This window comes from Pseudomonas silesiensis, assembly GCF_001661075.1.
Taxonomy (GTDB): Bacteria; Pseudomonadota; Gammaproteobacteria; order Pseudomonadales; family Pseudomonadaceae; genus Aquipseudomonas; species Aquipseudomonas silesiensis.
The window spans coordinates 72790-97931 of record NZ_CP014870.1 but is presented as its reverse complement, the minus strand read 5'-3'; the positions used below and the strand labels follow the sequence as shown (position 1 = coordinate 97931).

Genomic DNA, 25142 nt, shown 5'->3' with positions numbered 1-25142 from the left:
GGCGACCCAATGTTTAAAGGTTAAAGAGTGTCTATGGACCGCGCGTGGGGGGTGAGAGTTTCGGCGGTCATGAGATCGCCATCGCTGAAGGAGCGAGGCTTGCCCGCGAAGCCGATCTCATGTTCGCCAAAACTTGAATTGATGTTGCCCGAACTGACGCCTTCGCGGGCAAGCCTCGCTCCTACAGCGATGGCATCGGTACAGGCAACATCATTCAGGAATACTGAACCTCAATCTCATCCAGCTGATGATCAAAGCTCTTGAGCCGAGCCGTCCAGGTATAAACCAGCACTTCAAAATCCCGATTGATCACCGCCCCGCCCGTCACTTCCGCGCGCGGGTCGCAGAAGTCCAGTTGATAGCGTTCCCGGGCCATGGCGGTGGCGACATCGGAGAGTTCACGGGCGTTATTGAGCCAGTGTCGCCCGTCTTCGGCGATCTGCTTGTCCAGCTCCAGGCATTGCTTTTTCAACGTTTCGAGGCTTTTTTCCAGCGGTGTGCCGGTGAGTTCGCCCATCACCTCCTGGAACGTGCGCCCGGGTTGCCAGTAGCTGCCCCAGAAATATCGGTCAAACACCGTTTCGACGCGACGCAAAGCCACCTTGGTGTCCCATATCAGCACCAGGGTCTTGCCTCGTTCGCATTGCCTTTTTTTGATGCGCTGCCCCTGGACCGACGCCACAGCCACCACCACGATAGCCATCACGGCAATCAGCGCGGCGGCGCTGTCGAGGAAAATCAGTGCCGTGTCGATCTGGTGGGCCAGCATGATGCCGTAGAAATAAGTGGCCGAGAGCAGCACCAGAGCTGCAATAGCGCACCAGAAGCCGGGAGCATAAGGGTTTTTCATTATTGGTATCCCCATGACCAACGCGTGCCTGGATCGATGAGCTCACCGAGCGATCTCATCAAGTCAAAGCATAGCAACGGCCTCAGGGTTTGCCGGGGTTGGAGGCTTGCGTTCGTCCGCTTTCCCAGCCACCGCCCAACGCCAGGAACAAATCGATCTGGCTCACGGCAACCTGGGTGTTGGCTGCGGCCAGTTGTGCCCGTACGTCGGTATAAGTGCGCGTAGCTTGCAGATCGGCCAGGAACGAGGCGCGACCGGCGGTGAAGAAGCGATGGGTCTGGTCCGCAGCCAGTTGCGCCGACTGCTCTGCATCCGCCAAGGCATCGCGGCGCTGCAGCAAGGCGGAGTACTGGGCCAGGCCGGTCTGGGTTTCGCGGATGGCATTGAGCACCACGCCGTCGAAATGCGCCAGCGCGCCCTGGGTCGTCGCTTCAGCCTCACGGATGCGCGCCCGGGAGCCGTTGGATGGCACGGTCCAGGTCAGCAATGGGCCGAAGCCCCAGCGATTGGTCGCCGGTTTGCCAAGGTTCTCCAGGATGCCGACGGTACCGACGGATGCGCCGATGCTGATGTCCGGGTATAACTCGCCGGTGGCGATTCCGATGCCGGCCGTCGCGGCAGCCAGTCGGCGCTCGGCCTGCCGCACGTCGGGGCGGCGCTTGAGCAAGGTTGCACCGTCGCCGACCGGCAACAATTGGGCAATCTTTGGCAATTCGGCGCAGTGACTGGTGCCGGCCGGCAATTGGTCGACCGGTTTAGCCAGCAGCATCGACAAGCGGAACAGTCCAGCCTGGCGCGCCGCTTCATAGCGCGGCATCTCGGCGCGCAACGACTTGAATTGGGTTTGCGAGCGGGTGACCTGGGTTTCATCGCCACGCCCGGCGTCCCGTAAACGCTGGATCAGCGTGGTGCCCTGGGCCTGGAGGTCGAGGGAGTGCTGGGCGATTTCCTGTTCTTCGTTGGCCGCGCAGACCTGGGTGTAAGCCCGGACGACGTCGGCCACCAGGGTGATGCGGGCCGTATCCGCGGCCGCCTGGGTTGCATCGGCATTGGCCTTGGCCGCTTCGATCCCGCGCTGCAAGGTACCGAACAGGTCGAACTGATACGAGGTGGTAATGCCGATGTCGCCGACGTTGGCCACCGGCACTTTCTCCGGCAGCAAGAACGCTTCGCCGGATTCCTGCAAGCGCTGGGCACCCAGTTTCACGCCACCGCTCCAGCCACCGGCCGCCTGGGCTTCGTCGACCTGCGCGCGGGCCCGGGACAGGTTCGCCGCCGCCACCCGCAAGTCGGTATTGGACGCCATGGCCTGCTGCACCAGCTGATCAAGGCGTGGATCCTGATACAGGCGCCACCAATCGCGGGGCACCGGCGCCGAGACAACATTTCTGCCGTCCGCTGCCAACTCGCCCTGCAGATCTTCACGGTGCACGGCGGCTTCATCCGGCAGATGATAATCCGGTCCGACCACCTGGCAGGCCGACAGCAACAGGCCTAATCCAGCAATAGCCAAACCCGGAACCCTGCTCATTGCGCAGTCTCCCGGGTTTGATCGTCCATGATCGACACCGTGGCCGTGCGGCCGGCAATCATGCGGAAGTCCGCCGGCACCTCGTCGAAGGCGATCCGCACCGGAATCCGCTGGGCCAGCCGCACCCAGCTGAACGCCGGGTTGACGTTGGGCAACAGGTTGCTGCCGCTGCTGCGGTCGCGGTCTTCGATGCCGGCAACGATACTTTCGACGTGCCCGCGCAGGCGTGCACGGTCACCGACCACCCGAATGTCGACGCGCTGACCGACATGGATGCCATCGAGCTTGGTCTCTTCGAAATAGCCGTCGATGTGAAAGGAATTGCTGTCCACCACCGACAACACCGGGCGTCCGGCGGTGACGAATTCCTGATGGCGCGGCGCACGGTCATTGACGTAGCCATCCACCGGGCTGCGGATGGTCGAGCGGTCGAGGTTGAGCTGGGCACTGTCCACTGCGACCTGGGCTTCCATCAGCGCCACCTCGGCACGGGCTACCCGGGACTGGCTTTCCTCGAGTTGTTCGCCCGGTACCAGATTACCAAGGCCACGGTTGCGTCTGGCTTCCCGTTGCGCCTGGGCCAGGGTCTCCTTACGGTCGGCAACCGCCGCCTTCGCCTGGCGCAGAGCCAGTTTGAAACGGTCCTGGTCAATGCTGAACAGCACCTGGCCACGTTTCACCCACTGGTTATCGTGTACATCCACCTGCTGGATCAGACCGGAGACATCCGGGGCGATCTGCACGATATCGGCACGAATGTGCCCGTCCCGGGTCCAGGGGGCGAACATGTAATACATCACCATGCGCCAGACCACGACAACGGCGAAGGTCACGATCAGCAGGGTCAGAACCACGCGACCGATGGTCAAAAACGGTTTTTTCATGTCATCAGGTATCGACTGAGTGAGTCCACGGCGCCGAGGAGCAAAGCGTAGAGAGCCACGTTGAACAATGCCCGGTGCCAGACCAGACGGTAAAAGTGCAGACGCGTCAGCAACCCGTGCACCAACAGGAACAACATGTACGTAATACCCATCAGCACCAGCAGCGTCGGCAGGAAGACCCCGCTGATATCCAGGTCACCGATCATAAAGGCGCTCCATCGATGCCATGGGGCAGCGGTTCTTCACGTTCGCCTGTGCCGACGAACTCCACACCCGGCAACAAGGCCAGGCGCAAGCCGCTCAGGGCATGCAGCAAATGCAGGCGGGCGCCGTCATCGCACTCACTGTCGAGGGCGCGACGGGTGCGGTCGAGGGTCATCAGCAACGGGCTTGGCGCTGGCAAGCGTTCGCCCGCCTTCAGGCACGCCTTGAAGTACTCGCCGACTTCGGCCACCACCTGGTGCAGCAGCGCTTGCGGCACGCCGGACACACGCGGCGTGTAAGCGAGCAAGTCGAGCAGGTTCAGTGCCACGCGCACCTCCCGCAGCGCGATGCCGGTGTCCTGGCCGGTCATGGCCAGCCGCGGCAAATGCTGCATCAGGCGATCGAGGATCTGCACGCCCAACTGCCGATGTTCGGCCAACGAGGCCGGCTCGGTGAGGCTGACAATGTCGCGCCAACTGAAACGGGTCAGGCGTTTGGCTGCCAGTTCCGCACCGAACGGCCGCGCGACCAGGGTCCAGACAAAAGCGAACAGCAAGCCCACGGGGCCGGCCAGATTGGAATTGGCGAAGCTGAGGAAGTCCGCGTCGTAGGCCCCCTGAATGCTGATGAAGGACGAGGTGTTGACCAGGGTCAGCAGCATGCCCAGGTAGAACTGCGGCTTGACCGTCAGGGTGCCGATGCAGATGAAGGGTACGGCGAAGGCCAGCACCAGCATCGGGAAGTCATGCAGGTTCGGCAGGATCAGGAACAGGTAAAGGCTGGCGAACAGCACCGACATCGCCGTCCAGAAAAAGAACCGGTAGATCTGCGGTGCCGGATCGTCCATCGAGGCAAAGAAGCTGCACGCCACCGCCGCCAGAATCACCGCAGCGCCGCCGTCAGTCCAGCCGAGCAGAATCCACAGCACCGAGGCGACGATGATCGCGGTAACCGTAGACGCCGCCGAATACAGCATCAGCCCACGGTCGAGAAATGGCGACAACCGCCCGAGCCGCCAGTGCCGGTACACCGCGCGCCAGCTGTCCTGGCTTTCGCACTGGATGGCGTATTGCAGGCTGCGGCAGTCCTGCCACACATCGATCCATTCGCCGAGGCGGTACAGGGCGTTGGAAAACAGCAGTTGCTTGCGATCGTCCAAGGCTTCGGCGGACGGTTGCAGGGCGTCGAGCTGGTTTTTCAGTGCCTGCCAGGATTCGGGATCGGCATTTTTGTGCTCCAGCCATTCGGTGGTTGCCGTCAGCAGCGGCGCGAACCTGGCCACAAGCTCCGGCGTACGTCGTTCGAGGGCGTAGAGCGCGTCGTCGAGCGCGTCGATCACCGGCAAGAGGTGAATCATGCGCCCGCGCAATTCCTTGGTGTCGCGCACGGTTTGCGGCCGCGCGCCTTCATGGGGTAGCTGGCCGATCATCATTTCGAGGGTATTGAATGTCGCGACCATCGATCCGCGTAGCGCGCTGACTTCGTCCGGCTGCACATTGCGGCTGAGGAATCGCAGGCTATAGGTCGAGGCATCGGCAAACCATTTGCTCACCGAGTCGTTGAACACCGGCGCCAGCCGCCGAGGCCAGAACATCGCACCCACCACCGCCGCCACGGCGATACCGAGGAAGATTTCTTCAGTCCGCGCTTCAGCCACGTCCCACACCGCCAGCGGGTTATCCACCACCGGCAAGGCGATCAGCGGCAAGGTATAACCCGCCAGCATCAGGGCGTAACTGTTGGCGGTGCGCAGGTGCAGCGACAAAAACAGCAGCGTCCCGGTCCACAGTGCAATGACCACCACCAACACATACGGACTCTGGACAAACATCGGCACGAAAAAAACCGCGGCCGCGGCACCGAGCAGGGTGCCGACAGCGCGGTACAACGCCTTGGAACTGGTCGGGCCCACAAACGGACTGGAAACGATATAGACAGTGGCCATCGCCCAATAGGGACGGGGCATTTGCATGAGCATGGCGATGTACAACGCAATCATCGATGCCGCGAACGTGCGCACCCCGTAGAACCAGTCCCGCGCCGAGGGCATGCCGGTAAAAAAACCGCTCAAGGATTGACCACCGGTGAATGATTGGCCAATTCAAAAGCCCTGAGAACCCGCAGCGCTGCTTCCAGATCACTTTGCGCGATGCCCTCGAGCACCTCGTGACGCAAGCGCACCAGTTCTATTTCAACGGCCTGCACCAATTCCCGACCGGTCGCGGTCAGGCTCAGGCATTTGGCGCGCCGGTCATGAACGTCTGCGGTGCGGCAGACGTAACCGTCCTGGCACAGCTGATCCAGAAGACGCACCAGCGAGGGACTTTCCATTCCCGCCGCCTGGGCCACTGTGACCTGCCGCACGCCCTCGCCCAGACGCCCGATCATCAACAGCGGGACGGCGCAGGCTTCGGAGATCCCATAGTTGATCAGCGTGGTCTGGCAGATCTTGCGCCAATGCCGGGCGGCCAGCACCATGGAGCTGCTGATGTTCATCTGGAGAGCGTCGAGGTTTTTCGGCACGAAGGACAACACACACTGTTAGTTTGCTAACTATCAATATGGCATTTTTCGCAAAAGTCGGTCAAGTTTTGTAACAATTTGGTGAGACCGAAGAGTTTACGGTCGGAGGTGTTCAACGTTTCTTGGCATTTTCATAAACATCGCTACGTTCGCGCTTACCAACCGCCACGACAGAAACGACTACACGCTCATCAATAACCTCGTAGACAAGTCGGTATCCAGAAGACTTCAGCTTTATTTTGTAGCATTCAGGCATGCCATGCAGCGCGTCTGAGGGGACACGAGGTAGTTCCAATCTCTGCGTCAGTTTCTTTTTGAATTGATCACGTACTGTGTGCCCCAATTTGTTCCACTCTTTATGAGCCGATGGCAGGAATTCGAGCTTATAAGTCATCCAGTGTTACCGGAATCGGCGTTTCATGACGACGCGAACGAATGATTTCTGCCAGTTCAAGGTCATCAAGTCGCTCCACCATGCGCTCGAAAACATCCGCGGGTACCATGTATCCCATGACTCGATTGTGATTCAGTACCGCCACGGGTCCACCTAGGGCACCGCTCAGGACTGCAGAGGGGTTCTTCTTCAGCTCCGTCACACTGACGGCCATGTCGGCCAATACATTTTGCATAATTAAGACCTCAAATAAGGTCGTAATTTTGGTCTTTTTTTTGACATCGGACAATCGAAAAAAATACCTTCTGTCAAATTCATACCCCCCGCCCCTTCCTCAGCAGCACATCCAACTGGTCCACCACCTCCGCCCAATCCGCGTCATCCAGAATCTCTTCCCGCAAGAGCTCCGCCTGGCTCGGGCTCCAGAAAAACGCATCCGCCAGGTGCAATTCCGGTTTGAGCGGTGAATGTGTGGCGATGAATTTATCGATGCTTTCGGCGTCATCAGGCAGGCCGAGTTGTTTGAACAGCGAGGGGAGGCTGTGGGTTGGGGATTGCATGTCCGGGCTCCTGGGTGACGGAAATATTATTCGCGAGCAAGCTCGCTCCTACAGGGTATTTATGACGCCTGCAGGAGCGAGGCTTGCCCGCGATGGCGATACAACGGACGCTGCAACACTCAACTGCTCAACTCCCGCACTTCGGCATGGGGCACCATTTTCAGGAACTCCGGCATGTTCATGTGCAGCAGGTTGGTGTGGTTGCCGGCTTCCAGATAAATATCTTTCTGCCGGGTCAGCAGCGGATCGATCACCACATCGAGCCCATAGGCCTCACCCAGGGCGGGGACGGCACCGCGTTCGCAGTCATCAAACAGGTGCGGCAGATTGCTTTCCCGTGAAACCTGCCATTCGCCACTGCTGCGAACTTTGCTCAGGTCCAGGTGACGGCTGGCGGGGAGCACGGCCATCAGGTAATGACCATGGTGATCGTCGAGGATGACCGACTTGGCCACCCGCTCGGCAGGAATGCCCGCGACCCGCGCCGTTTCAAGGCTGCTGGCCGAGTGTGGGTGGGTGACGATGTCATATTCGCAGTGAGCCTTTTCCAGGCTTTTCTGCACGGTTCTTGCCATACGCATGATGCACCTCGGTGTCCGCAGACAGTGTCTGGAGGACGATGGTTAACACTTTTCTCTGTACTGAAAGTCTAGGCCCGCTGGTGCAATCAAGAGGGAAATCTGCCCGCCGGGCGAGGTCAACAACTGGTCAGAATTTGTACAATTCGTAGCTAAACTAAACTGTATGGATGAGCTGACGCGGGCTGCCTGAATCAGCATGGCGCTCTCAGGTTCATCGTCGGAACGCCGCCCGAAGCAAGCTCGCTCCTACAGGGAGGGTCAAAGTGAACATTCGTCGTTGTGCTGCTGCGCTGCTGTTGGCCTTGAGCGGATCGGTCTTCGCCGCCGACACGATTGTCTTGCTGGCACCCAACCCCATCGGGATCTGGCTGATCACCTTTGGCATCGCGTTTCTGATTGCCGAGGCGGCGCTGCCCAATTACGGCGTGATCGGGTTGGGCGGCATTGTGATGTTCGTGATCGGGGCGGTGATCCTGACGAATACCGAGGTGCCGGTGCCGTTGATGATTGGCCTGGGACTAATCAGTGCCCTGCTGCTGATCTTCCTGCTGATCCGCGCCCTGAAGACCAGGCCACGCCACAACGTCAGTGGCGATGCGGGGCTGGTTGGCAGCGTGACGCCGGTGATGTCGCTGGCCGGCAATGCCTATAACGGCTGGGTGCACCTGCAGGGAGAGAGGTGGCAGGTGCTGAGCGCCACGCCGCTGCAACCCGGGCAACGGGTCCGGGTGATGGCACGCAAGGGATTACTGCTGGAAGTGGCCGCGGCTGACGCGGCGCCGGGTGGAGAATAACCATGGGCCTGCAACTGGGTTTTGCCGCGCTGCTTCTATTGCTGATTGCACTGGCCGGGTCGACCTTTCGTATCCTGCGCGAATACGAGCGCGGCGTGGTGTTCCAGCTCGGGCGCTTCTGGCAGGTCAAGGGCCCCGGCCTGATCCTGCTGATTCCGGTGGTCCAGCAAATGGTTCGCGTCGATTTGCGCACCGTGGTCCTCGACGTGCCGCCCCAAGACGTCATCACCCGCGACAACGTCTCGGTCAAGGTCAATGCGGTGTTGTATTTCCGCGTGCTCGATCCGCAAAAAGCGATCATCCAGGTCGAAGATTTCCTCATGGCCACCAGCCAACTGGCCCAGACCACGTTACGAGCGGTGCTCGGTAAACACGAACTGGATGAACTGCTGGCCGAACGGGAGCGCTTGAACGTTGATATCCAGCAAGTGCTCGACGCCCAGACCGACGCCTGGGGCATCAAGGTGGCCAACGTCGAGATCAAGCACGTGGACCTCAATGAATCGATGGTGCGCGCAATTGCCAAGCAGGCCGAAGCCGAACGGGAACGTCGGGCCAAAGTGATCCATGCCGAAGGCGAACTGCAGGCGTCGGAAAAACTGATGCAGGCCGCCGAAATGCTGGGCCGTCAGCCGGGTGCCATGCAGCTGCGGTATATGCAGACGCTGAGTTCGATCGCCGGCGACAAGAGCTCGACCATCGTCTTTCCGCTACCGATCGAATTGCTCAAGGGGATGGCGGATTTGTCGTCGAAGGAGTGAAGTCGCCCTCGCTGTCGATGGCTGTTTAGACTGCCACCGTGGCGCATTGACGCCTCGGCTTGGGCGAGTCCATCCAATTACAGGGGTCGGCGTTCAGCCTTGAAGGGTTCGGTACTGGACCCTAGCAGTTCTGATAGTTCTCAATCCTGATGCGAGCGCGTAAAAACAAAGGACGGAACTCACTTCGCTAACTCACCTACGAAGGCTGCTCCATGCCCCCAATCAATTCGATTGATCAAAAGAAATTGCACACACAACGCACTGTGTTGCTGGCGACAGACAACAAAAACTCAGTGCTTGTCGAAGTAGTTGGTAACGACACCAATTACCGGGCTTATTCCGCCTATGGGCATCAGTCCGCCCAAGAGGACGTCGCGTCACAACTAGGTTTCAATGGCGAACTGCACGAGGCTAAGACGGGGTGGTATTTACTAGGGAACGGCTACCGCGCTTACAACCCGCGATTGATGCGTTTTCATAGTACGGACAGTTGGAGTCCGTTTGGGCGGGGCGAGTTGAATCCGTATATGTACTGTGCAGGGGATCCGATTAATTGGTCCGATCCCACTGGACACGTAACACTTTTCAATAAAGTGATCGATTTCGCTTTTAGTGTTAAGAGATTTTTTTCGGGAGACCCGGGATTTAATGTTTCGGGGGGAGGGAATGGATTAGCCAGGGGAGCTCAGGGACTACTAGTTAACATAGCAAACAATAGACCGGTGCGCCCGCCCCCCGTTGATTCTAGAATAACCAGTGTTTACCAAGATGTTGGCTCTGCAGCCAGACCAGCGCTGACAGGGCCCGGAGTATTGTTCGCTGGCTTCGCTGACGCCGGCGGGTTTAGAAACTCAGGCTCAGGTTCGTCACGCACAAGCTATTCCACTCAGCGAATAACCAGGAGCAACTCACTGCCACCTTCTTACGATCCACCTCCTTCTTACAATGAAGCAATGGCTCTTTCGAATGCAGACACTTTTTCAAGTTCGCAGCGGGGCAGGTCCTTCGTGGTGAACAGAGTCGCTGACCCGGACGGCCGCTACTATAAATTTCATCCACCTCGCATGGAGCATCGACAACTTCCGCCAGCCCCACCACCGCCACCTCTACCGCGGCCTCGAATCCCATCTCCGACTCCCCCGTCCAGCCGGGACTCGACTCCTCCGCGCTCACGCAACCCCAGCGGCGACCCACCCTTAGCAGGGAGGGATCAGAATCCAACTTATGCGGCAATGGCTTTGATAAGAGGGGGTTAGTAAAGAAACCGAAGGGGGCCAGACTTAACGCAACATCCCCCACCGCTTTACCGTCACCCGTTCCAACGTATCAAACACCAGATTCTCCACCAGCAACCCAATCAAAATCACCACCGCCAACCCTGCAAACACCTTGTCGGTATACAACTCATTACGATTCTGAAAAATATACCAGCCCAACCCGCCCTTGCCACTGGTCGCACCGAACACCAATTCCGCGGCGATCAGCGTGCGCCAGGCGAAGGCCCAACCGATTTTCAGCCCGGCCAGGATCGATGGCAGCGCTGCCGGGATCAGGATGAACAGCACAAAACGCATCCCCTTGAGGCCATAGTTACGCCCGGCCATGCGCAGGGTTTCCGAGACGCCGAGGAACCCGGCATAGGTGTTCAGCGCCAACGCCCAGAGCACCGAATGCACCAGCACGAAAATCAAGCTGTTCTGCCCCAGGCCAAACCACAGTAGCGCCAACGGCAACAGCGCAATCGCCGGCAGGGGGTTGAACATCGAGGTCAGCGTACTCAGCAGGTCGCGACCGAACTGCGTCGACACTGCCAAGGTCGTCAAGGCAAACGCCAGCACGATGCCGATCAGGTAGCCCTTGAGCAACACCACCAGGGAAATCCACACCTTGCCCAGCAACTCGCCGCTGAGCAGGCCGTCATACAGTGCGCTGGAAGTCTGCAGGAAACTTGGTAGCAGCAGGTCGTTGTCCTGAATCCGGGCAACCACTTCCCACAGCACCGCCAGCAAAATCAGGATCAGGCTTTTGCGCAGCCAACCTTGTTGCCACAGGCGCTGGCCAAGCGGCAATTCACGCTCCAGCGGCACGCTCGTCAGGGGCTGCAAAACGGTTTCGAATGCTTGTCGTTCAGATGATAACTGGCTCATCGGGCACTCCTCTCAATGGCTCAATAAGCGATGCGGATGTCGGAAAAATCCAGCTCGCGCTCGGTGTCCGGTGACTGGCCTTCATCGAACAACAAGCGATGAATGCGCCGCGCGGACGCTTGGAACTCCACGCCGCCAAGGCTGTGCAAATCGTATTGATGGCTGTGGACTTCGGCCCGCACGCGACCCGGATGGGGCGACAGCAGCAAAATCCGATTGCCCACCACCAGCGCTTCTTCGATGGAATGAGTGACGAACAGCAACGTGAAACGCACTTCCTCCCAGAGCAGCAGCAACTCTTCCTGCATTTTGCGCCGGGTCAACGCATCGAGGGCCGCGAAGGGTTCGTCCATCAGGAGGATTTTCGGCTGCATCGCCAAGGCTCGGGCAATGGCCACCCGCGCCTTCATCCCACCGGAAAGGGTATGCGGATAGGCATCGGCAAACGCCGCCAGCCCGACCTTCTCCAGATAGTGCAGCGCCCGTTCTTCGGCCTCCTGGCGCTTAAGGGTTTTCGACGCCAGCAGCGGAAACATCACGTTCTGTTTGACGGTTTTCCACGGCGGCAGTTGATCGAACTCCTGGAACACCACGATCCGGTCCGGTCCCGGCGCAGTGACGGTTTGCCCTTGCAGCCGAATCTCGCCCTCGCAAGGCTGGATGAATCCGGCGACGGCCTTGAGCAACGTCGACTTGCCGCAACCGGATGGACCGAGCAGCACAAAACGGTCCGCCGGATCGATGTCGAAACTGACCTGATGAGTCGCCCGAACCACCCGTTGTGGCGTGCGATATTCAAGGCTGACCTTGTCGACCGACAACAGCGCCTGCGCTGCCGCGATCGGGTTGCTGACCGTGTGGCCTTGCAAAGGGGCGTTCATCTCGATCAGCTCCCTTGCAACGGCTTGGCATCCTGGAAGAAGTAGTCCTTCCACGAGTCAGGTTTGTTTTTAATCGCGCCGACACGGAAGAGGAACTCGGCCAACGGATAGGTATTTTTCGGTGTGACGCTGAACTCGAACTGCGGATTGTCGATGATCTTCAACAGCGCAGCACGGTCGATTTTTGCCTTGGTGACGCGGATATAAGTATCGGCCGCCGCACCTTTATCGTTCTGGGCAAACTGCGCCGCTTCGGTCAGCGCCTCGACGAAAGCCTTGTAGGTCTTCGGGTTCTCGTTGCGGAATTTCTCTGTGGCGAACAGCACCGTCGGCGAGTTCGGGCCGAGCAAGTCGTAAGTGTTCAGCACCACATGCACGTTGGGATTGGTCAGCGCCTGATCCTGGAACGGCGGATTGGAAAAGTGCCCGCTCAATTCGGTGCCGCCAGCGATCAGCGCCGCCGTGGCGTCGGGGTGCGGAACGGCGATGGTGTACTTGTCGAGGCGATTGAATTCCTTGTCGCCCCACTGCTTGGCAGCCGCGTATTGCAGGAACCGCGACTGCACCGAGACGCCCACCGCCGGCACCGCGATGCGATCCTTCTCGGTGAAGTCGGCAATGGTCTTGACCTTGGGATTGTTGCTCACCAGGTAGTAGGGGAAGTTGCCCAGAGAGGCTACGGCCTTGACGTTCTGCTTGCCGTGGGTGCGATCCCAGATGGTCAGCAACGGACCGACGCCAGCACCGGCAATGTCGATGGAACCGGAGAGCAATGCATCGTTGACCGCCGCGCCACCGGAGAGCTGGGTCCAGTCGACCTTGATGTCGAGGCCTTCCTGCTTGCCGTATTTCTCGATCAGGTTCTGATCGCGCACTACATTGAGCAACAGGTAAACAATGCCGAACTGTTCGGCGATGCGGATTTCACCTTCGCCCCGGGCCACGGTCGGCGCGACCAGGCTGCCGGCGATCAGGCTGAAACCCAGGCCGATGGCCGCAGCCAAGGGTGCAAATGAAAGGCGTTTGGACATGGGAATTCTCCGACAAATCAGAAAGGCGCGTCGCCCTGGATGGTGGTGCGATACAGCTTGCGGCGCAGATGGCTGGGGCAGCCGGCGGCAAGGTGGATCAGTGAGCGGTTGTCCCAGAACACCAGGTCGTGGGCCTGCCATTGATGGCGGTAGATGTTTTGCGGCAGCACGCTATGGGCGTAGAGCTCGGCGAGCAGCTGCTGGCTCTCGTCTTCAGGTAAACCGACGATGCGGGTGGTGAAACCTTCGCTGACGAATAACGCCTTGCGACCGTTCTCCGGGTGGGTGCGCACGATCGGGTGCACCACTTCCGCGACCTGAGCCAGCTGCTCCGGAGTCAAGGTCGGACGCCAGTTGCCTTCGAATTTGCTCTCGCTGTAGCGCGCCGTGTAGGAGTGCGCGGCCGAGCGACCTTCGACGACGTTGCGCAGAGCCTCGGGCAAGTTGTCCCAGGCCTTGTGCATGTCGGCGAACAAGGTGTCGCCGCCTTCGCCAGGCAGTTCCTGGGCATGCAGCATTGAGCCCAGGCTTGGCAATTCTTTATAGGAAAGGTCGGAGTGCCAGAACTTGCCGGCATCACCGAGACCGATGGACTGGCCGTTTTCAATGATATTGGAGACGATGAGAATTTCCGGGTGCCCGGCCAGCAGGAACTGTTTGAGCACGTGGATCTGCAACACACCGAATCGCCGGCTGAAGGCGATTTGCTGTTCGGGGGTGATGCGTTGGTCCCGGAACACCACCACGTGATGATCCAGGTGCGCCCGGTGGATGCGGGCGAAGTCCTGATCGTTGATTGGGCGGGATAGATCGAGGCCGATGATTTCGGCGCCGACGGCGCCGGCAAATGGACGTACCTCGAAGAGTTGCGCTGCACTTTCACAGGCAGCCAGGGAAACAGAGGCCAAAGACATATATTCACTCCCACGCAGTGCGCGACTAGGTGCGCGCAACGATCAGAAATCCACGGGTTTACCGTGGTCATTCATTTTCGTGCGGCGCGCCGATTGGTCGGCAGGTACGCAGAATTGCAAGATATAGGAATAATAGATCTATTTTAAATATCAATAAGGAATATGGATATTTCTGTCGATCGCCTTTAGCGGACGCAACGCTGTTTCATTTTTAGTGTTTCATGAAAGAAACACATTGCGTGTCGCAGAAGATTTAGCGTGCTCTCAAAGGCGTTCCAGGTGCAAAGGCGCCAAACAAACAGCAAAAATGGCGTCATTTTCATGACAGTCCGTCGGACAAGCCTACCGCTCGTCGGAAAAAAACTTGCGCTACCGTTCAAATTATTGACACCCCCAATCTGATATCACACATTGCGCGCCCATTCCTCATCACAATAACTGCCGTGTGTTTTAGGTCGAATAGAGCTAAGAAAAAACTCACATCCTGGCAGGCAGGAATCGTCGACTTCCTGACGCACAAATAATTTACGCGACAGATCTCGCCAATATTCAGACGCTTTACCCAATCGTGAACTCTCTGCTGCCCGCTAGCGAAGCGTGCGGCTGTGCGCGGACGTTGGATGGTTTCTTGCAGTCAGGCTCGCACGGCCGCCAGCCAGCCCGGCGCGTCCTAAGCATCAAGGATCAGGGGAGTAGCAGGTTTTGAGTCAAGTCACGTTGGCCATCCGGCATCTGCAGGATGAGCAAATATGCCTGCGAGAGGCAGGTCTGTATTGGGTCGCGCTGGATCAGCCGGCCGATGCGAACCTTATTGCCCGTCAGTTTTTGTCGGCGCTGCAGCAAACCCATGCGGCGACTTTGACCTGCTGCGGCCAGGACCCGGCCACCGTGGTCGACTCAATGGCCAGCGATGCCGGACCCGGTGCGCTGAGAATGTTTTCGGTGCCTGATGACGCCGCCATTCGTGCGGCCTTCAATGCATTTGCGAGTGATCTCTCCCGTATCAACATTCGCCAAGGCAGTTACCTGGTGTTGATGCTCGCTGCCAGCCATGTTGAAAACTTCTCCGGCGGCCAGCTGCGACATTGGATTGAGGGCATGCGTCAATGGCTCAATGAACGGGCTTGCACCTTACTGGTGCTATGCCACGGCCAGGCGCCTGCGCTGCACGAGCGGCTGTTGGCACTCAATGAAGACATTTCCGGGCTTGCCCAGCTTTATCGACGCGACGGAGGCATTTGCTACCAGCTGAACTTCTGGCACAGCGAGATGGGTGTATGCGCCGCTCAGGCATTCGACCTTGTATTGGAAAATGAGGTTTTCGGCTTGAGCGTCACCCAACTATCCAGCCCGCCGCAGACACGGACTGACGATCAGCGCATTTACTTGACCCAGCGCTCGGTCCTCGAAGGTGCACCGCCGCTTTCCGAGCAATGGCGATTGTTCGAACATCGCGACGACTTGCTGGACCAGGCCACTCGTGCGCGGGCGGCCAGTGTGATCATGGCGTTGGAGAGCAACCAGGAAGTTGAACTGCTGGCCCGCCGTCTTCACGCGTTGCGCGAGCGATGCGGTGTTGCGTTGAAGATCATCGTGCGTGAAATGGAGCCGTGCCTGCGCTATCGCGACGAACGCCTGTTGCTGGCCTGTGGCGCCAACCTGATCGTGCCGTTCAAGACGCCGCTGGCGCACTTCCTGAGCCTGGTGGACAGCGTTCAGGGGCAGACCTGGCGGCATCGCCAAGTGGCCAATGTCGAAATGCTGTTCGATCGCCTCCGTCCTCCTGCCCAACGTGGCTTGCTGGCCCCCTTGGCGTTCATCACTACGCTGGACCAGATCTACGGCAGCGCATCGGGCGAGGTCACCCACCAACTGCTGCGGTTACGTCCGCGCGGCGACCTGGACATCGACCAATACCTGAACCAGATCACCTTGCGCCGTTTCGGCGACATCGCCTGCGTGCTCGACGGGTACTTCTATCTGTTTCTGTTCGCCTGCCGGACCGATGGACTGGAGCCTGCACTGGGCAATATCTGCCGTTTGCCGTGGCGCGATATTTTCAGCGTGATCACCCCGCTGTCGACAGTCGATGACCTGACACGCCAGGCCTTTCTCGACGCGCCCCATCTATCCGAAGCGCACCGCATGGCCAGCGAGCAAGTAACGGACAACCTGGTCCAGGCGATTGCCCGTGCCGGCTACATCCCGCAACGCATCAGCCTGCCTCTGTCGGAACCGTGCCCATGATGTATTTCCAACTGCTGCAAGTCATCGCGGCCAGTTGCCTGATGACCCTGGCCCTGGTTTTGCTGCTGCGTGCTGTTGAACAACGCGCCCTGCGTTGGTTCCGACGACACCTGTCGCCCCGTTATTTGAAGCCCTGTGGCGTGCGTCGGCGCGCGCCTCAAGCACCTCAAGCACCTCAAGCGCCTGCTGCGAGTGATATCGATGAGTCAGTTTGAAAAACTCGACCTGCCCGTCCGGCAAAACCCGTGGACCTGGCCGGGACTCGGGCGCTGGAATCTGTATTTTTTGATCAAGCTGGCCTTGATGTGGGGCGGTTACCTGAACCTGCAGGTGTTGCCCAACCTGGTCTTCGCCGCCGTGCTGCTGATTCCGTTGCGTCAGCGCCATCTGGCCACACTGCGCACGCTGATTGCCGTTCCGGTGGGCGTGGCGCTGCTCTATCAGGACACTTGGCTGCCGCCCTTCAGTCGCTTGCTCGACCAGCCCGGGGTATTGAATTTCACGCCGGAGTACCTGCTGGAGCTGGCTGGACGCTTCATTGACTGGAACCTGTGCGGCGCGCTGATGCTGATTGTGGTCGCGTACTTTTTCATCCACCAATGGCTGCGCCTCACCACCTTTACACTGGCCGCCTTTGCCTGGCTGAGCGTCAGCAGCCTGTCGACCTTGCATGTGCCCGTGCAATCGCTGGCACAGTCGGCCACGCCCGTGCAGGCCACCACGGCAGGCGAACCGGACAGCAAGACGCTGGAAGCCTACCTGCAAAAATTCTATGACACCGAGGCCGCACGGCATGTCGAGTTCAAGCCGGCAGATGCCACTGCCCAGCCGTTCGACCTGTTACTGATCAATATCTGCTCACTGGCCTGGGATGACCTGGAGACTATCGGCCTGCGCGACAACGCCCTGCTGGCACAGATGGATGTGGTGTTCGACAACTTCAACTCCGCGACCGCCTACAGCGGTCCGGCGGCTATTCGTCTGTTGCGCGCCAGTTGCGGCCAGACATCGCACAGCAAGCTGTACGCGGTGGCCCCCGAGCAATGCCTGTTGATGGACGATCTGCGCAAGCTGGGCTTCGAGAACGAAGTCATGCTCAATCACACCGGTCAGTTTGAAGGTTTCATCGATGAAGTCCGCGCACAAGGGTCCCTGCCGGCGCCGGCAGTCAGCACCGCCGATTTGCAGCGCACACTGGTCGCGTTCGATGGCTCGCCGATCTGGCGCGACCGGGATGTGCTGGACAAGTGGTGGGAGCATCGTGAAAGCCAAGACAGTGCACGCGTGGCGCTGTTCTACAACTCCACTACCTTGCATGACGGCAACCGGGCCCTGACCGCCGACGGCGGCACGCGAAGTGCCGACTACAAGCCGCGGGCGCAAACCCTGCTGGAGGACCTGAATGTCTTCCTCAAGGAATTGGAGAAGAGTGGACGCCGGGTGGCGGTGGTGATCGTGCCGGAACACGGTGCGGCCCTGCATGGCGACCGTATGCAGATTCCGGGCATGCGCGAGATCCCGAGCCCATCGATTACCCACGTCCCCGTGGGCATCAAGCTGGTAGGCATGGGCAAGAACCCGCGCAGTGGCCCCGTCCATGTGACCCAGCCGAGCAGCTACCTGGCCCTCTCGGAAATCATCGCACGGTTGTATGCGTCGCCCGCTCCGCCTGACGGCCAGGGCCCGGACTGGCAGACCCTGCTTGCCAATCTGCCAGAAACGCCGGCGGTATCGGAAAACGCCGGGACGGTCGTCGTCGACTACGCCGGCAAGCCTTATGTTCGAATCAAGGAGAAGGGTACATGGCTGCCTTACCCCCAAAGATTTCAGTAAAAAACCAGGCACTGTCACGCACCGAGCGGGCCGATGACATCGCCCGCCTGAAGGTCGAGCTGAAGCTGCCCGAGCTTGAATACGTCGATATTTCGGCGCAACTGGAACTGCGCCGTGCCCTGCGCCGCTGGCCGCTGCTGGAAGAGTTCGGCTTTCCCGCACTTGCGCCGACGGAGCCGCCATTGCCGGTGGCGCAGCCGATCCGGCAGCGTAAATTCGGAGCGCTGAAGTGACAGCGTTGAGCCTGCGTGGCGTACGCGGCGGCGTGGGGACCAGCTCGGTGCTGGCGGCTGTCGGCTACGCGCTGCACACGCTTGGGGAGCGGGTGCTGATGATTGATATGTGCCCGGAAAACCTGCTGCGCCTGCACTTCAATCTGGTCGCCAGCGAGAAAACCGGCTGGGCGCGCGCCATGCTCGATGGCGACGATTGGCACGCCCAGGCCTGGAGCCTGGCGCCCACGCTTGCCCTTTTGCCTTATGGCGTCCTGTCCTGGCAAGAGTCCATGCGTGTCGAACAACAACTGCTGGACGACCCGATTCTGTGGGCGCGACGTCAGGCAAGCCTGGCAGCGCACTATGATTGGGTGTTGTTCGATTTGCCGCAACGGCTGCAGGGGCACGCAATGATCGGCCCGTGCCTGTTCCCGATCCGCGTGACCGAAGCCGACGCCGCCTGCCATGTCCTGATGCTGCAGGAAGGCGGGACGGCGCCACTGCTGGTCAACCGTTATGAGCCCGGTAGCCTGTTGCAGCGCGACTTGTTACTGATCTGGCGCACGCATTTGGCCTCTCGTCTCCTGCCCTTTACCGTGCACAGCGACGAAGCCATGCGCGAAGCCCTGGCGTTCAAGCAGCCGGTCGGCCAGTACGCACCCGCCAGCCTGTCTGCCCAGGATGCCCTCAGCCTGGCGACCTGGTGCCTGACCCGACGCCGGGAGGCGCAATGATCGCGCGGATCTTCCCCTACATGCATTTACGCCGACGGTACGACTGTTACCCGCCGACGGCGTTCTTGCTGGCGACGCTGACCGCGCTGGCCTGGGTGTTCCTGCGACTTGAGTCGCCCGTCTGGCAGACGCTGTTGGCGCAGCGCCAACGCTGGTACCCGCACGTGGCCAACAAAGCGCCGAATGCGGGCGATCCGCTACGCATCGCCCTGCAGAGCCTGTGGCTGTTGGTGGCCAGGCCGCTGCCCGAGCGTCGCCGCAGAAGCAAGCCGCAATGGGTTCAGGGTCTGGGGCAGTCCAACCTGCGGCTGTGGGAGCGCGCGGCCCGATTTCTCAATGGGTTGCCGCAGCAGGCGAATGACAGCAAAACGCTCCATTCATGCAAGAAATGGTGGCAGACCCTCAGCCCTCGCCAGCAGCACTGGCTGAACTATTGCTGCGCGGCTGTCGGCCTGGTCCTGGTGGTCGTGTGCATCACCGAGCCGTTCGGCTACGGTTCGCAATTGATGTTCGTGTTCTTGCTCTGGGCCGTGGCCATGGTGGTTCGCAGGGTTCCCGGGCGGTTCCCGACCTTGCTGCTGATTGTATTGTCGATCATCGTTTCCTGCCGCTACCTGTGGTGGCGCTATACCGCGACGCTGAACTGGGCGGCCCCGATGGACCTGGCCTTCGGCGTCTTGTTGCTGATTGCCGAAACCTATTCCTGGCTGGTACTGCTGCTGGGCTATATCCAGACGTGCTGGCCCTTGCAGCGCCTCCCGGCGCAGTTGCCGGCCGATACCCGCCTGTGGCCAACAGTCGATTTGTTGATCCCGACCTACAACGAAGACTTGTCGATTGTGCGTGGCACCGTATACGCAGCACTGGGTATCGACTGGCCCCATGACAAGTTGCGCATCTCGATTCTCGACGACGGCAAGCGCGAGGAGTTTCGCCTGTTCGCTGCCGAGGCCGGGGTCAACTACATCACGCGTTCGGACAACAAGCACGCCAAGGCCGGCAACCTGAACCAGGCATTGCTCAAGCTCGACGGCGAGCTGGTGGCCATTTTCGACTGCGACCATGTACCGGTCCGCTCCTTCCTGCAGCTGACCGTTGGTTGGTTCCTGCGCGATCCAAAACTGGCATTGGTGCAGACACCGCACCACTTCCTGTCGCCGGACCCGTTCGAGCGCAACCTCGGCACCTTCCGCCAGCGGCCGAACGAGGGTGAGCTGTTCTACGGCCTGGTGCAGGACGGCAACGACATGTGGAACGCCGCGTTTTTCTGCGGCTCCTGCGCGGTATTGCGGCGCTCGGCGATAGACGACATCGGCGGCTTTGCCGTCGAGACCGTGACTGAAGATGCGCACACCGCGTTGCGCCTGCACCGCCGGGGCTGGAACTCGGCCTACGTGCGAATTCCGCAGGCCGCCGGACTCGCGACCGAAAGCCTCTCCGCGCATATTGGCCAACGCATTCGCTGGGCGCGCGGCATGGCGCAGATTTTCCGTACCGACAACCCGTTGCTGGGCAAGGGCCTGACGATATTCCAGCGGATCTGCTACGCCAACGCCATGTTGCACTTCCTGGCAGGCTTGCCGCGCCTGGTGTTCCTCACGGCGCCCCTGGCCTTTCTGTTGCTGCATGCCTACATCATTTACGCCCCGGCGCTGATGATCGTACTGTACGTGATTCCGCACATGCTGCATGCCAGCCTGACCAACTCCCGCATGCAGGGCGAACATCGCCTGACGTTCTGGGGCGAAGTCTATGAAACGGTGCTGGCCTGGTACATCGCCCGCCCGACCACCGTCGCCTTGTTCAATCCGAAAAAAGGCAAGTTCAACGTCACTGCCAAAGGCGGCCTGATGACCGAGAACCAGTTCGACTGGGGCATCGCGCAGCCTTACCTGGTGCTCGCACTGCTCAACGTAGTGGGCCTGGGTTTCGCGGTGTGGCGCCTGATCTACGGCCCGGCCAACGAGATCGGCACCACCCTGGTGAGCAGCCTGTGGGTGATCTACAACCTGCTGATCGTCGGCGCCGCGGTGGCCATCGCTGCAGAAGTTCGCCAGGTCCGGGAAACGCACCGGGTCCAGGCGCGTCTGCCGGTTGCCATCCGGCTGGAGAACGGCCATTTCTATCCCGGCATGCTGGTGGACTACTCCGACGGCGGGGCGGGTATCGAGCTTGAAGTATCGATGTCGCTGGCGGTCGGTAGCCGCGTGTCGCTGCTGATGCAGCGCGGCCAGCGGGAGTTTCTGTTCCCTTGCTTCGTCAGCCGCAGCCACAAGAATTTTGTCGGTGTGAGCCTGCAGGACCTGCCCGCCGAGCAAAAAATCGATTACGTGCAGTGCACCTTCGCCCGTGCCGATGCCTGGCTGAACTGGAATGAAGACTTCATCCAGGACCGGCCGCTGCGCAGCTTCATCGATGTGCTCAAGCTCGGCATGATGGGCTATTACCGCCTCTTCGAATACCTGCCTGCATGGATCCGCAAGCTGGCCTCGCCATTCGTGCGCCTGGGCGCATGGGTGATCAGCTATGTACCGCGCTTTCCGAAGGCCGTCTCTTCTCTTTCTTCTCGTCCGGTGAGCGCATCATGAGCCGCTATTTGCAAAAATCCTTGTTGGCAGGCCTGGTGTTGCTGGCCGTTGGCTGTGCCCAGGCGCAGACCTTGAAGGTTCAGCCTCCCGCGGCTACCGTCCCCGTACTGGAGGCCGCTGTCGCCGTCCCGGTCATGCCGAGCTGGGATGTGCAGCGCAGTTTCGCGCAGCTGGGGCGCCCGGCTGACACTCTGTTGCTGGGCACGAACAACACCGATCAGATCGAATTCACCATGCGCCGCGACCGCATCGCCAGCGATGCGAAACTGCAACTGGAATACACCCCGTCCCCCGCCCTGATCCCGACCTTGTCCCACCTGCGCATCTACCTCAACGATGTGCTGATGAATGTGCTGCCGATCGAGAAAGACCAACTGGGCAAAAAGGTCACTCGCCAGGTGGCGCTCGACCCTCGCCTGATCAGTGACTTCAACCGTGTACGGCTGGAGTTTGTCGGGCACTACACCGACATCTGTGAAGAACCGTCCAACAGCGCCTTGTGGGTCAACGTCAGCCGGGTCAGCCATATTTCGGTTACCGAGCAGGCGCTCAGCGCGGAGAATGATCTGGCCTGGTTCCCGTTGCCCTTTTTCGACGCACGGGACTACCAGAGCCCGGTGTTGAACATGGTCTTCGCCGCGAACCCGACCCTGGAGGAGCAGCGTGCGGCCGGCATCCTCGCATCGTATTTCGGCAGCCAGGCCGGCTGGCGCGGGACCCGATTCCCGGTAGCGTTCGATCACTTGCCTGGCGTTACAGCAAAGGACAAGGCCCTGCCTTCGATCGTCTTCGCCACCAACGATCATCGCCCCGCCATGCTCGCCGATCTGAAGACATTCCCGGCAGTGGATGCACCGGTGGTGCAGATCATCGATAACCCCGCCAACAGCTACAGCAAAGTACTGCTGGTCATGGGCCGTAACGAAGCCGACCTGATTACCGCGGTGAAGGCACTGGCGTTGGGGGGCGACCTGTTTCGCGGTTCACGAGTGACCGTCGACGAGGTCCAGCGGATTCTGCCGCGCAAACCTTACGACGCGCCAAACTGGATGCGCACCGATCGCGCGGTGCGCTTCGCCGAGCTGGTCAAATACCCCGAGCAATTGCGCGTCAGCGGTGTACAGCCGCTGCCGATCAACGTCGACATCAACCTGCCGCCGGACCTGTTCGTCTGGCGTAACCAGGGGATTCCCCTGCAGACCAAGTACCGCTATACACCACCAGCAGCGACCAATGATGGTTCACGGCTGAACATCAGCCTGAACAACCAATTCATCACCAGCCTGCCACTTCCGGGCAACAGCAACAGCCGCCTGGATGAGTTGCGCCTGGCGGTGCTCTCCAGCGAATCGGCGAACACCAGCGAGCGCCTGTCGGTGCCGGCCCTGAAAATCGGTGACCGCAACACCCTCAGCTTCAACTTCAGCTTTGCCAGCACCGCCAGCAGTTCTCAGCGCGACCGCTGCCAGAGCTCGCTGCCGGTCGATACCCAGGCCGTGATCGACGACCAGTCCAGCATCGATATGTCCGGTTATCACCACTACATTGCGATGCCTGACCTCAAGACCTTCGCCCGCAGTGGATTCCCTTACAGCCGCATGGCGGACCTGTCGGAAACCATGGTGTTGCTGTCACCACAACCGTCGGCCATTCAACTGAGTACTTACCTGGAGGCGGTGGCGGGTATTGCCGCACGCTCCGGCCTGCCGGCCTTCGGTCTGCATGTCAGCGATAACTGGAGCGATGCGGCCAAACTCGATGCCGATTTGCTGGTACTCGGCACATTGGCGCCGGACGTGCGTGAAAACCGCGACTTGAACCTGCTGCTCGACCGCTCCCGCGATTGGTTGCTGCAGGCCAGCAACACCCAACCCGGTCGCACGACAGCGCAGCAATGGCAATACGCCGACGAGCGTAACCTGGCCGCCAGCCGGGTCGAGGTGTCCGCCAAAGGCCCGATCGCGGCCATGGTCGGAATGAAGTCACCCTTCCATGAACAGCGCAGCATCGTTGCGCTGCTGGCCACCCAGGACAGCGACTACCAGTTGCTGCGCGAGACCCTCGCCGACAGCGGCAAGATGGACGCCGTCTCAGGTTCCGTGGTGCTGATCCGCAGCAGTGGTGTGAGCAGCCAAATGGTGGGTGAACCGTACTATGTCGGCCATCTGCCATGGTGGTTGATGCTCTGGTTCAAGCTGTCGGACCACCCGATCCTGCTGGCCTTCATGGCCGCAACCGGCGTGTTGTTGACCGCCTTCCTGGTCTGGCGAGTCCTGCAGTGGGCGGCGCGTCGTCGTCTGGCTTATGAAGAGTAAGCCCGCAGCACCTGGTGCATTGCCGGGCCTGGCGCTGGCTGTCGCGCTTGCGCTGCTGCCAGCCCACGCGGCGGTGGCGAACAATTGTCCGTGGCCCGCCTGGGAACGCTATAAACAAGCGATGATCAGCGCGGACGGGCGTGTCATCGACGGCTCTACCGAGCAGCGCATCAGCACCTCGGAAGGCCAGAGCTACGGACTGTTTTTCGCCCTGGTCGCCAACGATCGCAAGTCCTTCGACCGGCTGCTGGCCTGGACCCGCAACAACCTGGCCGCAGGCGACCTGGACCGAAATTTGCCGGCCTGGAAATGGGGCAAGTCCCAGCACGGACAGTGGCAGGTGCTGGACAGCAACAATGCCAGCGACGCTGATTTGTGGATCGCCTACAGCCTGCTGGAAGCCGCACGCCTGTGGCAGCGCCCGGAGCTCGAAATTCAGGGTCGCAATCTGCTTTGGCGCAGCGCCGCGCAAACCCTGCACAAACTGCCTGGCCTGGGGCTGATGCTGCTGCCGGGCGACGTGGGCTTCCAGTCCGCCGAGGGCGTGCGCTTGAATCCAAGCTACCTGCCACTGCACCTGCTCGCGCGGTTTTCCAGCGAGGCGCCAGTCTGGGCAGAGCTGGCGGACAACACCCGGCGCATGCTGATTGAAACCTCGCCCAAAGGCTTCGCCCCCGATTGGCTGATGTGGCAGACCGAGCAGCGCTGGAGCCCGGACGCCAAGGGTGCGGACGGCAGCTATGACGCCATCCGTGTGTACCTGTGGCTGGGCATGTTGGCCAAGGACGCTCCCGGTCGCACGCAACTGCTGGCGCATTTCAAACCGATGCTCGAGGCAACCGCTCGATTGGGCTATGTGCCCGAGCATGTGGACAGTGTCAGCGGCAGCGCTACCGGAACCGGGCCTGTCGGTTTTTCCGCGGCGATGCTGCCACTGCTGTCCGCCAGTGGCGCCAGCGCAGCGGCTGCCGTTCAGCGAGAACGTGTGCAGCAGGCGCCTGAACTAGCCAATGCCTATTACAACCATTCGCTGCTGATGTTCGGCCAAGGCTGGGACGAACAACGTTACCGATTCGATAAAGACGGACGGCTGGTGCCAAATTGGAAGGGTTCATGCAAAGGCTAGTCCTGCGAAAAACGGCGGTGAAAATATCT

The 25142-nt window shown here is 60.4% G+C and carries 25 protein-coding genes; 11 read left to right on the top strand and 14 right to left on the bottom strand.

Going from position 1 to position 25142, the window contains the following annotated elements; translation table 11 throughout:
* Nucleotides 1-214: 214 nt before the first annotated feature.
* The 10 genes from PMA3_RS00455 to PMA3_RS00415 form a co-directional block, all read right to left on the bottom strand.
* On the bottom strand, nt 215-850 hold the full coding sequence (locus PMA3_RS00455; RefSeq protein ID WP_064675325.1) for a hypothetical protein: 636 nt from the start codon (nt 848-850) through the stop codon (nt 215-217).
* A gap of 82 nt (nt 851-932) precedes the next feature.
* Complete coding sequence (locus PMA3_RS00450) at nt 933-2381, bottom strand: efflux transporter outer membrane subunit (protein WP_064675324.1); 1449 nt, start codon at nt 2379-2381, stop codon at nt 933-935.
* Nucleotides 2378-3265: an efflux RND transporter periplasmic adaptor subunit gene (locus PMA3_RS00445; RefSeq protein ID WP_064675323.1), complete on the bottom strand. Its 888-nt coding sequence runs from the start codon at nt 3263-3265 to the stop codon at nt 2378-2380. The genes PMA3_RS00450 and PMA3_RS00445 overlap by 4 nt, the downstream gene beginning before the upstream one ends.
* On the bottom strand, nt 3262-3471 hold the full coding sequence (locus PMA3_RS00440) for a DUF1656 domain-containing protein (RefSeq protein ID WP_064675322.1): 210 nt from the start codon (nt 3469-3471) through the stop codon (nt 3262-3264). Before PMA3_RS00440 ends, PMA3_RS00445 begins: the two co-directional genes overlap by 4 nt.
* A complete protein-coding gene (locus tag PMA3_RS00435; protein WP_064675321.1) occupies nt 3468-5540 on the bottom strand; it encodes an FUSC family protein in 2073 nt (690 codons plus the stop codon). The genes PMA3_RS00440 and PMA3_RS00435 overlap by 4 nt, the downstream gene beginning before the upstream one ends.
* Nucleotides 5537-5965 carry a MarR family winged helix-turn-helix transcriptional regulator gene (locus tag PMA3_RS00430; RefSeq protein ID WP_064680589.1) on the bottom strand — a complete coding sequence of 143 codons (429 nt, stop codon included), beginning with the start codon at nt 5963-5965 and terminating at the stop codon, nt 5537-5539. The genes PMA3_RS00435 and PMA3_RS00430 overlap by 4 nt, the downstream gene beginning before the upstream one ends.
* Nucleotides 5966-6104: 139 nt before the next feature.
* The gene (locus tag PMA3_RS30375) at nt 6105-6386 is read right to left on the bottom strand and encodes a type II toxin-antitoxin system RelE family toxin (RefSeq protein WP_082930237.1); all 282 of its coding nucleotides are present in this window, start codon (nt 6384-6386) and stop codon (nt 6105-6107) included.
* Nucleotides 6376-6621: a type II toxin-antitoxin system Phd/YefM family antitoxin gene (locus PMA3_RS00425; RefSeq protein ID WP_064680588.1), complete on the bottom strand. Its 246-nt coding sequence runs from the start codon at nt 6619-6621 to the stop codon at nt 6376-6378. The genes PMA3_RS30375 and PMA3_RS00425 overlap by 11 nt, the downstream gene beginning before the upstream one ends.
* A gap of 79 nt (nt 6622-6700) precedes the next feature.
* A complete protein-coding gene (locus tag PMA3_RS00420) occupies nt 6701-6946 on the bottom strand; it encodes a DUF2789 domain-containing protein (protein ID WP_064675320.1) in 246 nt (81 codons plus the stop codon).
* A gap of 119 nt (nt 6947-7065) precedes the next feature.
* Nucleotides 7066-7527 (bottom strand): aminoacyl-tRNA deacylase, encoded by a 462-nt coding sequence (locus PMA3_RS00415; RefSeq protein ID WP_064675319.1) that lies wholly within the window; start codon nt 7525-7527, stop codon nt 7066-7068.
* Between the two features lie 263 nt (nt 7528-7790).
* Between PMA3_RS00415 and PMA3_RS00410 the strand changes: the two genes are divergently transcribed.
* The 3 genes from PMA3_RS00410 to PMA3_RS33470 all read left to right on the top strand — a co-directional run bounded on the left by PMA3_RS00410 (nt 7791) and on the right by PMA3_RS33470 (nt 10338).
* Nucleotides 7791-8321 carry an NfeD family protein gene (locus tag PMA3_RS00410; RefSeq protein WP_064675318.1) on the top strand — a complete coding sequence of 177 codons (531 nt, stop codon included), beginning with the start codon at nt 7791-7793 and terminating at the stop codon, nt 8319-8321.
* Between the two features lie 2 nt (nt 8322-8323).
* Nucleotides 8324-9082: a slipin family protein gene (locus PMA3_RS00405; RefSeq protein WP_064675317.1), complete on the top strand. Its 759-nt coding sequence runs from the start codon at nt 8324-8326 to the stop codon at nt 9080-9082.
* Nucleotides 9083-9294: 212 nt separating this feature from the next.
* Nucleotides 9295-10338 (top strand): RHS repeat-associated core domain-containing protein, encoded by a 1044-nt coding sequence (locus PMA3_RS33470; protein ID WP_082930236.1) that lies wholly within the window; start codon nt 9295-9297, stop codon nt 10336-10338.
* 24 nt (nt 10339-10362) lie between these two features.
* Here the strand turns inward: PMA3_RS33470 and PMA3_RS00400 are convergent, their stop codons facing one another.
* From PMA3_RS00400 to PMA3_RS00385, 4 genes are read right to left on the bottom strand one after another with little or no spacing between them, the layout of a single operon-like run.
* On the bottom strand, nt 10363-11229 hold the full coding sequence (locus PMA3_RS00400; protein WP_064675316.1) for an ABC transporter permease: 867 nt from the start codon (nt 11227-11229) through the stop codon (nt 10363-10365).
* A 20-nt stretch (nt 11230-11249) separates the two neighbouring features.
* Nucleotides 11250-12110, bottom strand: coding sequence for an ABC transporter ATP-binding protein (locus tag PMA3_RS00395; protein WP_064675315.1), 861 nt, complete (start codon nt 12108-12110; stop codon nt 11250-11252).
* 5 nt (nt 12111-12115) lie between these two features.
* Nucleotides 12116-13141, bottom strand: a complete 1026-nt coding sequence (locus tag PMA3_RS00390; protein WP_064675314.1) for an ABC transporter substrate-binding protein — start codon at nt 13139-13141, stop codon at nt 12116-12118.
* Between the two features lie 17 nt (nt 13142-13158).
* Nucleotides 13159-14055 carry a TauD/TfdA dioxygenase family protein gene (locus PMA3_RS00385; RefSeq protein WP_064675313.1) on the bottom strand — a complete coding sequence of 299 codons (897 nt, stop codon included), beginning with the start codon at nt 14053-14055 and terminating at the stop codon, nt 13159-13161.
* 702 nt (nt 14056-14757) lie between these two features.
* On the opposite strand from PMA3_RS00385, the gene bcsE reads away from it, so the two are divergent.
* Genes bcsE through bcsZ form a run of 8 tightly spaced genes read left to right on the top strand, consistent with a single transcriptional unit; the run spans nt 14758 to nt 25113 of the window.
* Nucleotides 14758-16302: a cellulose biosynthesis protein BcsE gene (gene bcsE, locus PMA3_RS00380; RefSeq protein WP_064675312.1), complete on the top strand. Its 1545-nt coding sequence runs from the start codon at nt 14758-14760 to the stop codon at nt 16300-16302.
* Nucleotides 16299-16517 carry a cellulose biosynthesis protein BcsF gene (bcsF, locus tag PMA3_RS00375; protein WP_064675311.1) on the top strand — a complete coding sequence of 73 codons (219 nt, stop codon included), beginning with the start codon at nt 16299-16301 and terminating at the stop codon, nt 16515-16517. The genes bcsE and bcsF overlap by 4 nt, the downstream gene beginning before the upstream one ends.
* A complete protein-coding gene (bcsG, locus tag PMA3_RS00370) occupies nt 16504-18135 on the top strand; it encodes a cellulose biosynthesis protein BcsG (protein WP_064675310.1) in 1632 nt (543 codons plus the stop codon). Before bcsF ends, bcsG begins: the two co-directional genes overlap by 14 nt.
* Entirely contained in the window at nt 18105-18368 is a 264-nt protein-coding gene (gene bcsR / locus PMA3_RS00365; protein WP_064675309.1) for a cellulose biosynthesis protein BcsR, read from the top strand. Before bcsG ends, bcsR begins: the two co-directional genes overlap by 31 nt.
* Nucleotides 18365-19084, top strand: coding sequence for a cellulose biosynthesis protein BcsQ (gene bcsQ / locus PMA3_RS00360; protein WP_064675308.1), 720 nt, complete (start codon nt 18365-18367; stop codon nt 19082-19084). The genes bcsR and bcsQ overlap by 4 nt, the downstream gene beginning before the upstream one ends.
* A complete protein-coding gene (bcsA, locus tag PMA3_RS00355; protein ID WP_064675307.1) occupies nt 19081-21672 on the top strand; it encodes a UDP-forming cellulose synthase catalytic subunit in 2592 nt (863 codons plus the stop codon). The genes bcsQ and bcsA overlap by 4 nt, the downstream gene beginning before the upstream one ends.
* Nucleotides 21669-23987, top strand: a complete 2319-nt coding sequence (gene bcsB, locus PMA3_RS00350) for a cellulose biosynthesis cyclic di-GMP-binding regulatory protein BcsB (RefSeq protein ID WP_064675306.1) — start codon at nt 21669-21671, stop codon at nt 23985-23987. Before bcsA ends, bcsB begins: the two co-directional genes overlap by 4 nt.
* Nucleotides 23977-25113, top strand: a complete 1137-nt coding sequence (bcsZ, locus tag PMA3_RS00345) for a cellulose synthase complex periplasmic endoglucanase BcsZ (RefSeq protein ID WP_064675305.1) — start codon at nt 23977-23979, stop codon at nt 25111-25113. The genes bcsB and bcsZ overlap by 11 nt, the downstream gene beginning before the upstream one ends.
* The last annotated feature ends 29 nt before the right edge of the window (nt 25114-25142 follow it).

Bases quoted from the DNA above. Each gene is read 5' to 3' on its own strand.
- bcsF (WP_064675311.1), top strand. From the start codon at position 16,299: ATGATGTATTTCCAACTGCTGCAAGTCATCGCGGCCAGTTGCCTGATG.
- PMA3_RS00430 (WP_064680589.1), bottom strand. From the start codon at position 5,965: ATGAACATCAGCAGCTCCATGGTGCTGGCCGCCCGGCATTGGCGCAAG.
- PMA3_RS00455 (WP_064675325.1), bottom strand. From the start codon at position 850: ATGAAAAACCCTTATGCTCCCGGCTTCTGGTGCGCTATTGCAGCTCTG.
- PMA3_RS00390 (WP_064675314.1), bottom strand. From the start codon at position 13,141: ATGTCCAAACGCCTTTCATTTGCACCCTTGGCTGCGGCCATCGGCCTG.
- PMA3_RS00420 (WP_064675320.1), bottom strand. From the start codon at position 6,946: ATGCAATCCCCAACCCACAGCCTCCCCTCGCTGTTCAAACAACTCGGC.
- PMA3_RS00425 (WP_064680588.1), bottom strand. From the start codon at position 6,621: ATGCAAAATGTATTGGCCGACATGGCCGTCAGTGTGACGGAGCTGAAG.
- PMA3_RS00450 (WP_064675324.1), bottom strand. From the start codon at position 2,381: ATGAGCAGGGTTCCGGGTTTGGCTATTGCTGGATTAGGCCTGTTGCTG.
- PMA3_RS00395 (WP_064675315.1), bottom strand. From the start codon at position 12,110: ATGAACGCCCCTTTGCAAGGCCACACGGTCAGCAACCCGATCGCGGCA.
- bcsA (WP_064675307.1), top strand. From the start codon at position 19,081: ATGATCGCGCGGATCTTCCCCTACATGCATTTACGCCGACGGTACGAC.
- bcsG (WP_064675310.1), top strand. From the start codon at position 16,504: ATGAGTCAGTTTGAAAAACTCGACCTGCCCGTCCGGCAAAACCCGTGG.
- PMA3_RS00400 (WP_064675316.1), bottom strand. From the start codon at position 11,229: ATGAGCCAGTTATCATCTGAACGACAAGCATTCGAAACCGTTTTGCAG.
- PMA3_RS00440 (WP_064675322.1), bottom strand. From the start codon at position 3,471: ATGATCGGTGACCTGGATATCAGCGGGGTCTTCCTGCCGACGCTGCTG.
- PMA3_RS00405 (WP_064675317.1), top strand. From the start codon at position 8,324: ATGGGCCTGCAACTGGGTTTTGCCGCGCTGCTTCTATTGCTGATTGCA.
- bcsZ (WP_064675305.1), top strand. From the start codon at position 23,977: ATGAAGAGTAAGCCCGCAGCACCTGGTGCATTGCCGGGCCTGGCGCTG.
- PMA3_RS30375 (WP_082930237.1), bottom strand. From the start codon at position 6,386: ATGACTTATAAGCTCGAATTCCTGCCATCGGCTCATAAAGAGTGGAAC.
- PMA3_RS00385 (WP_064675313.1), bottom strand. From the start codon at position 14,055: ATGTCTTTGGCCTCTGTTTCCCTGGCTGCCTGTGAAAGTGCAGCGCAA.
- PMA3_RS00415 (WP_064675319.1), bottom strand. From the start codon at position 7,527: ATGCGTATGGCAAGAACCGTGCAGAAAAGCCTGGAAAAGGCTCACTGC.
- bcsB (WP_064675306.1), top strand. From the start codon at position 21,669: ATGAGCCGCTATTTGCAAAAATCCTTGTTGGCAGGCCTGGTGTTGCTG.
- PMA3_RS00445 (WP_064675323.1), bottom strand. From the start codon at position 3,265: ATGAAAAAACCGTTTTTGACCATCGGTCGCGTGGTTCTGACCCTGCTG.
- PMA3_RS33470 (WP_082930236.1), top strand. From the start codon at position 9,295: ATGCCCCCAATCAATTCGATTGATCAAAAGAAATTGCACACACAACGC.
- bcsR (WP_064675309.1), top strand. From the start codon at position 18,105: ATGGCTGCCTTACCCCCAAAGATTTCAGTAAAAAACCAGGCACTGTCA.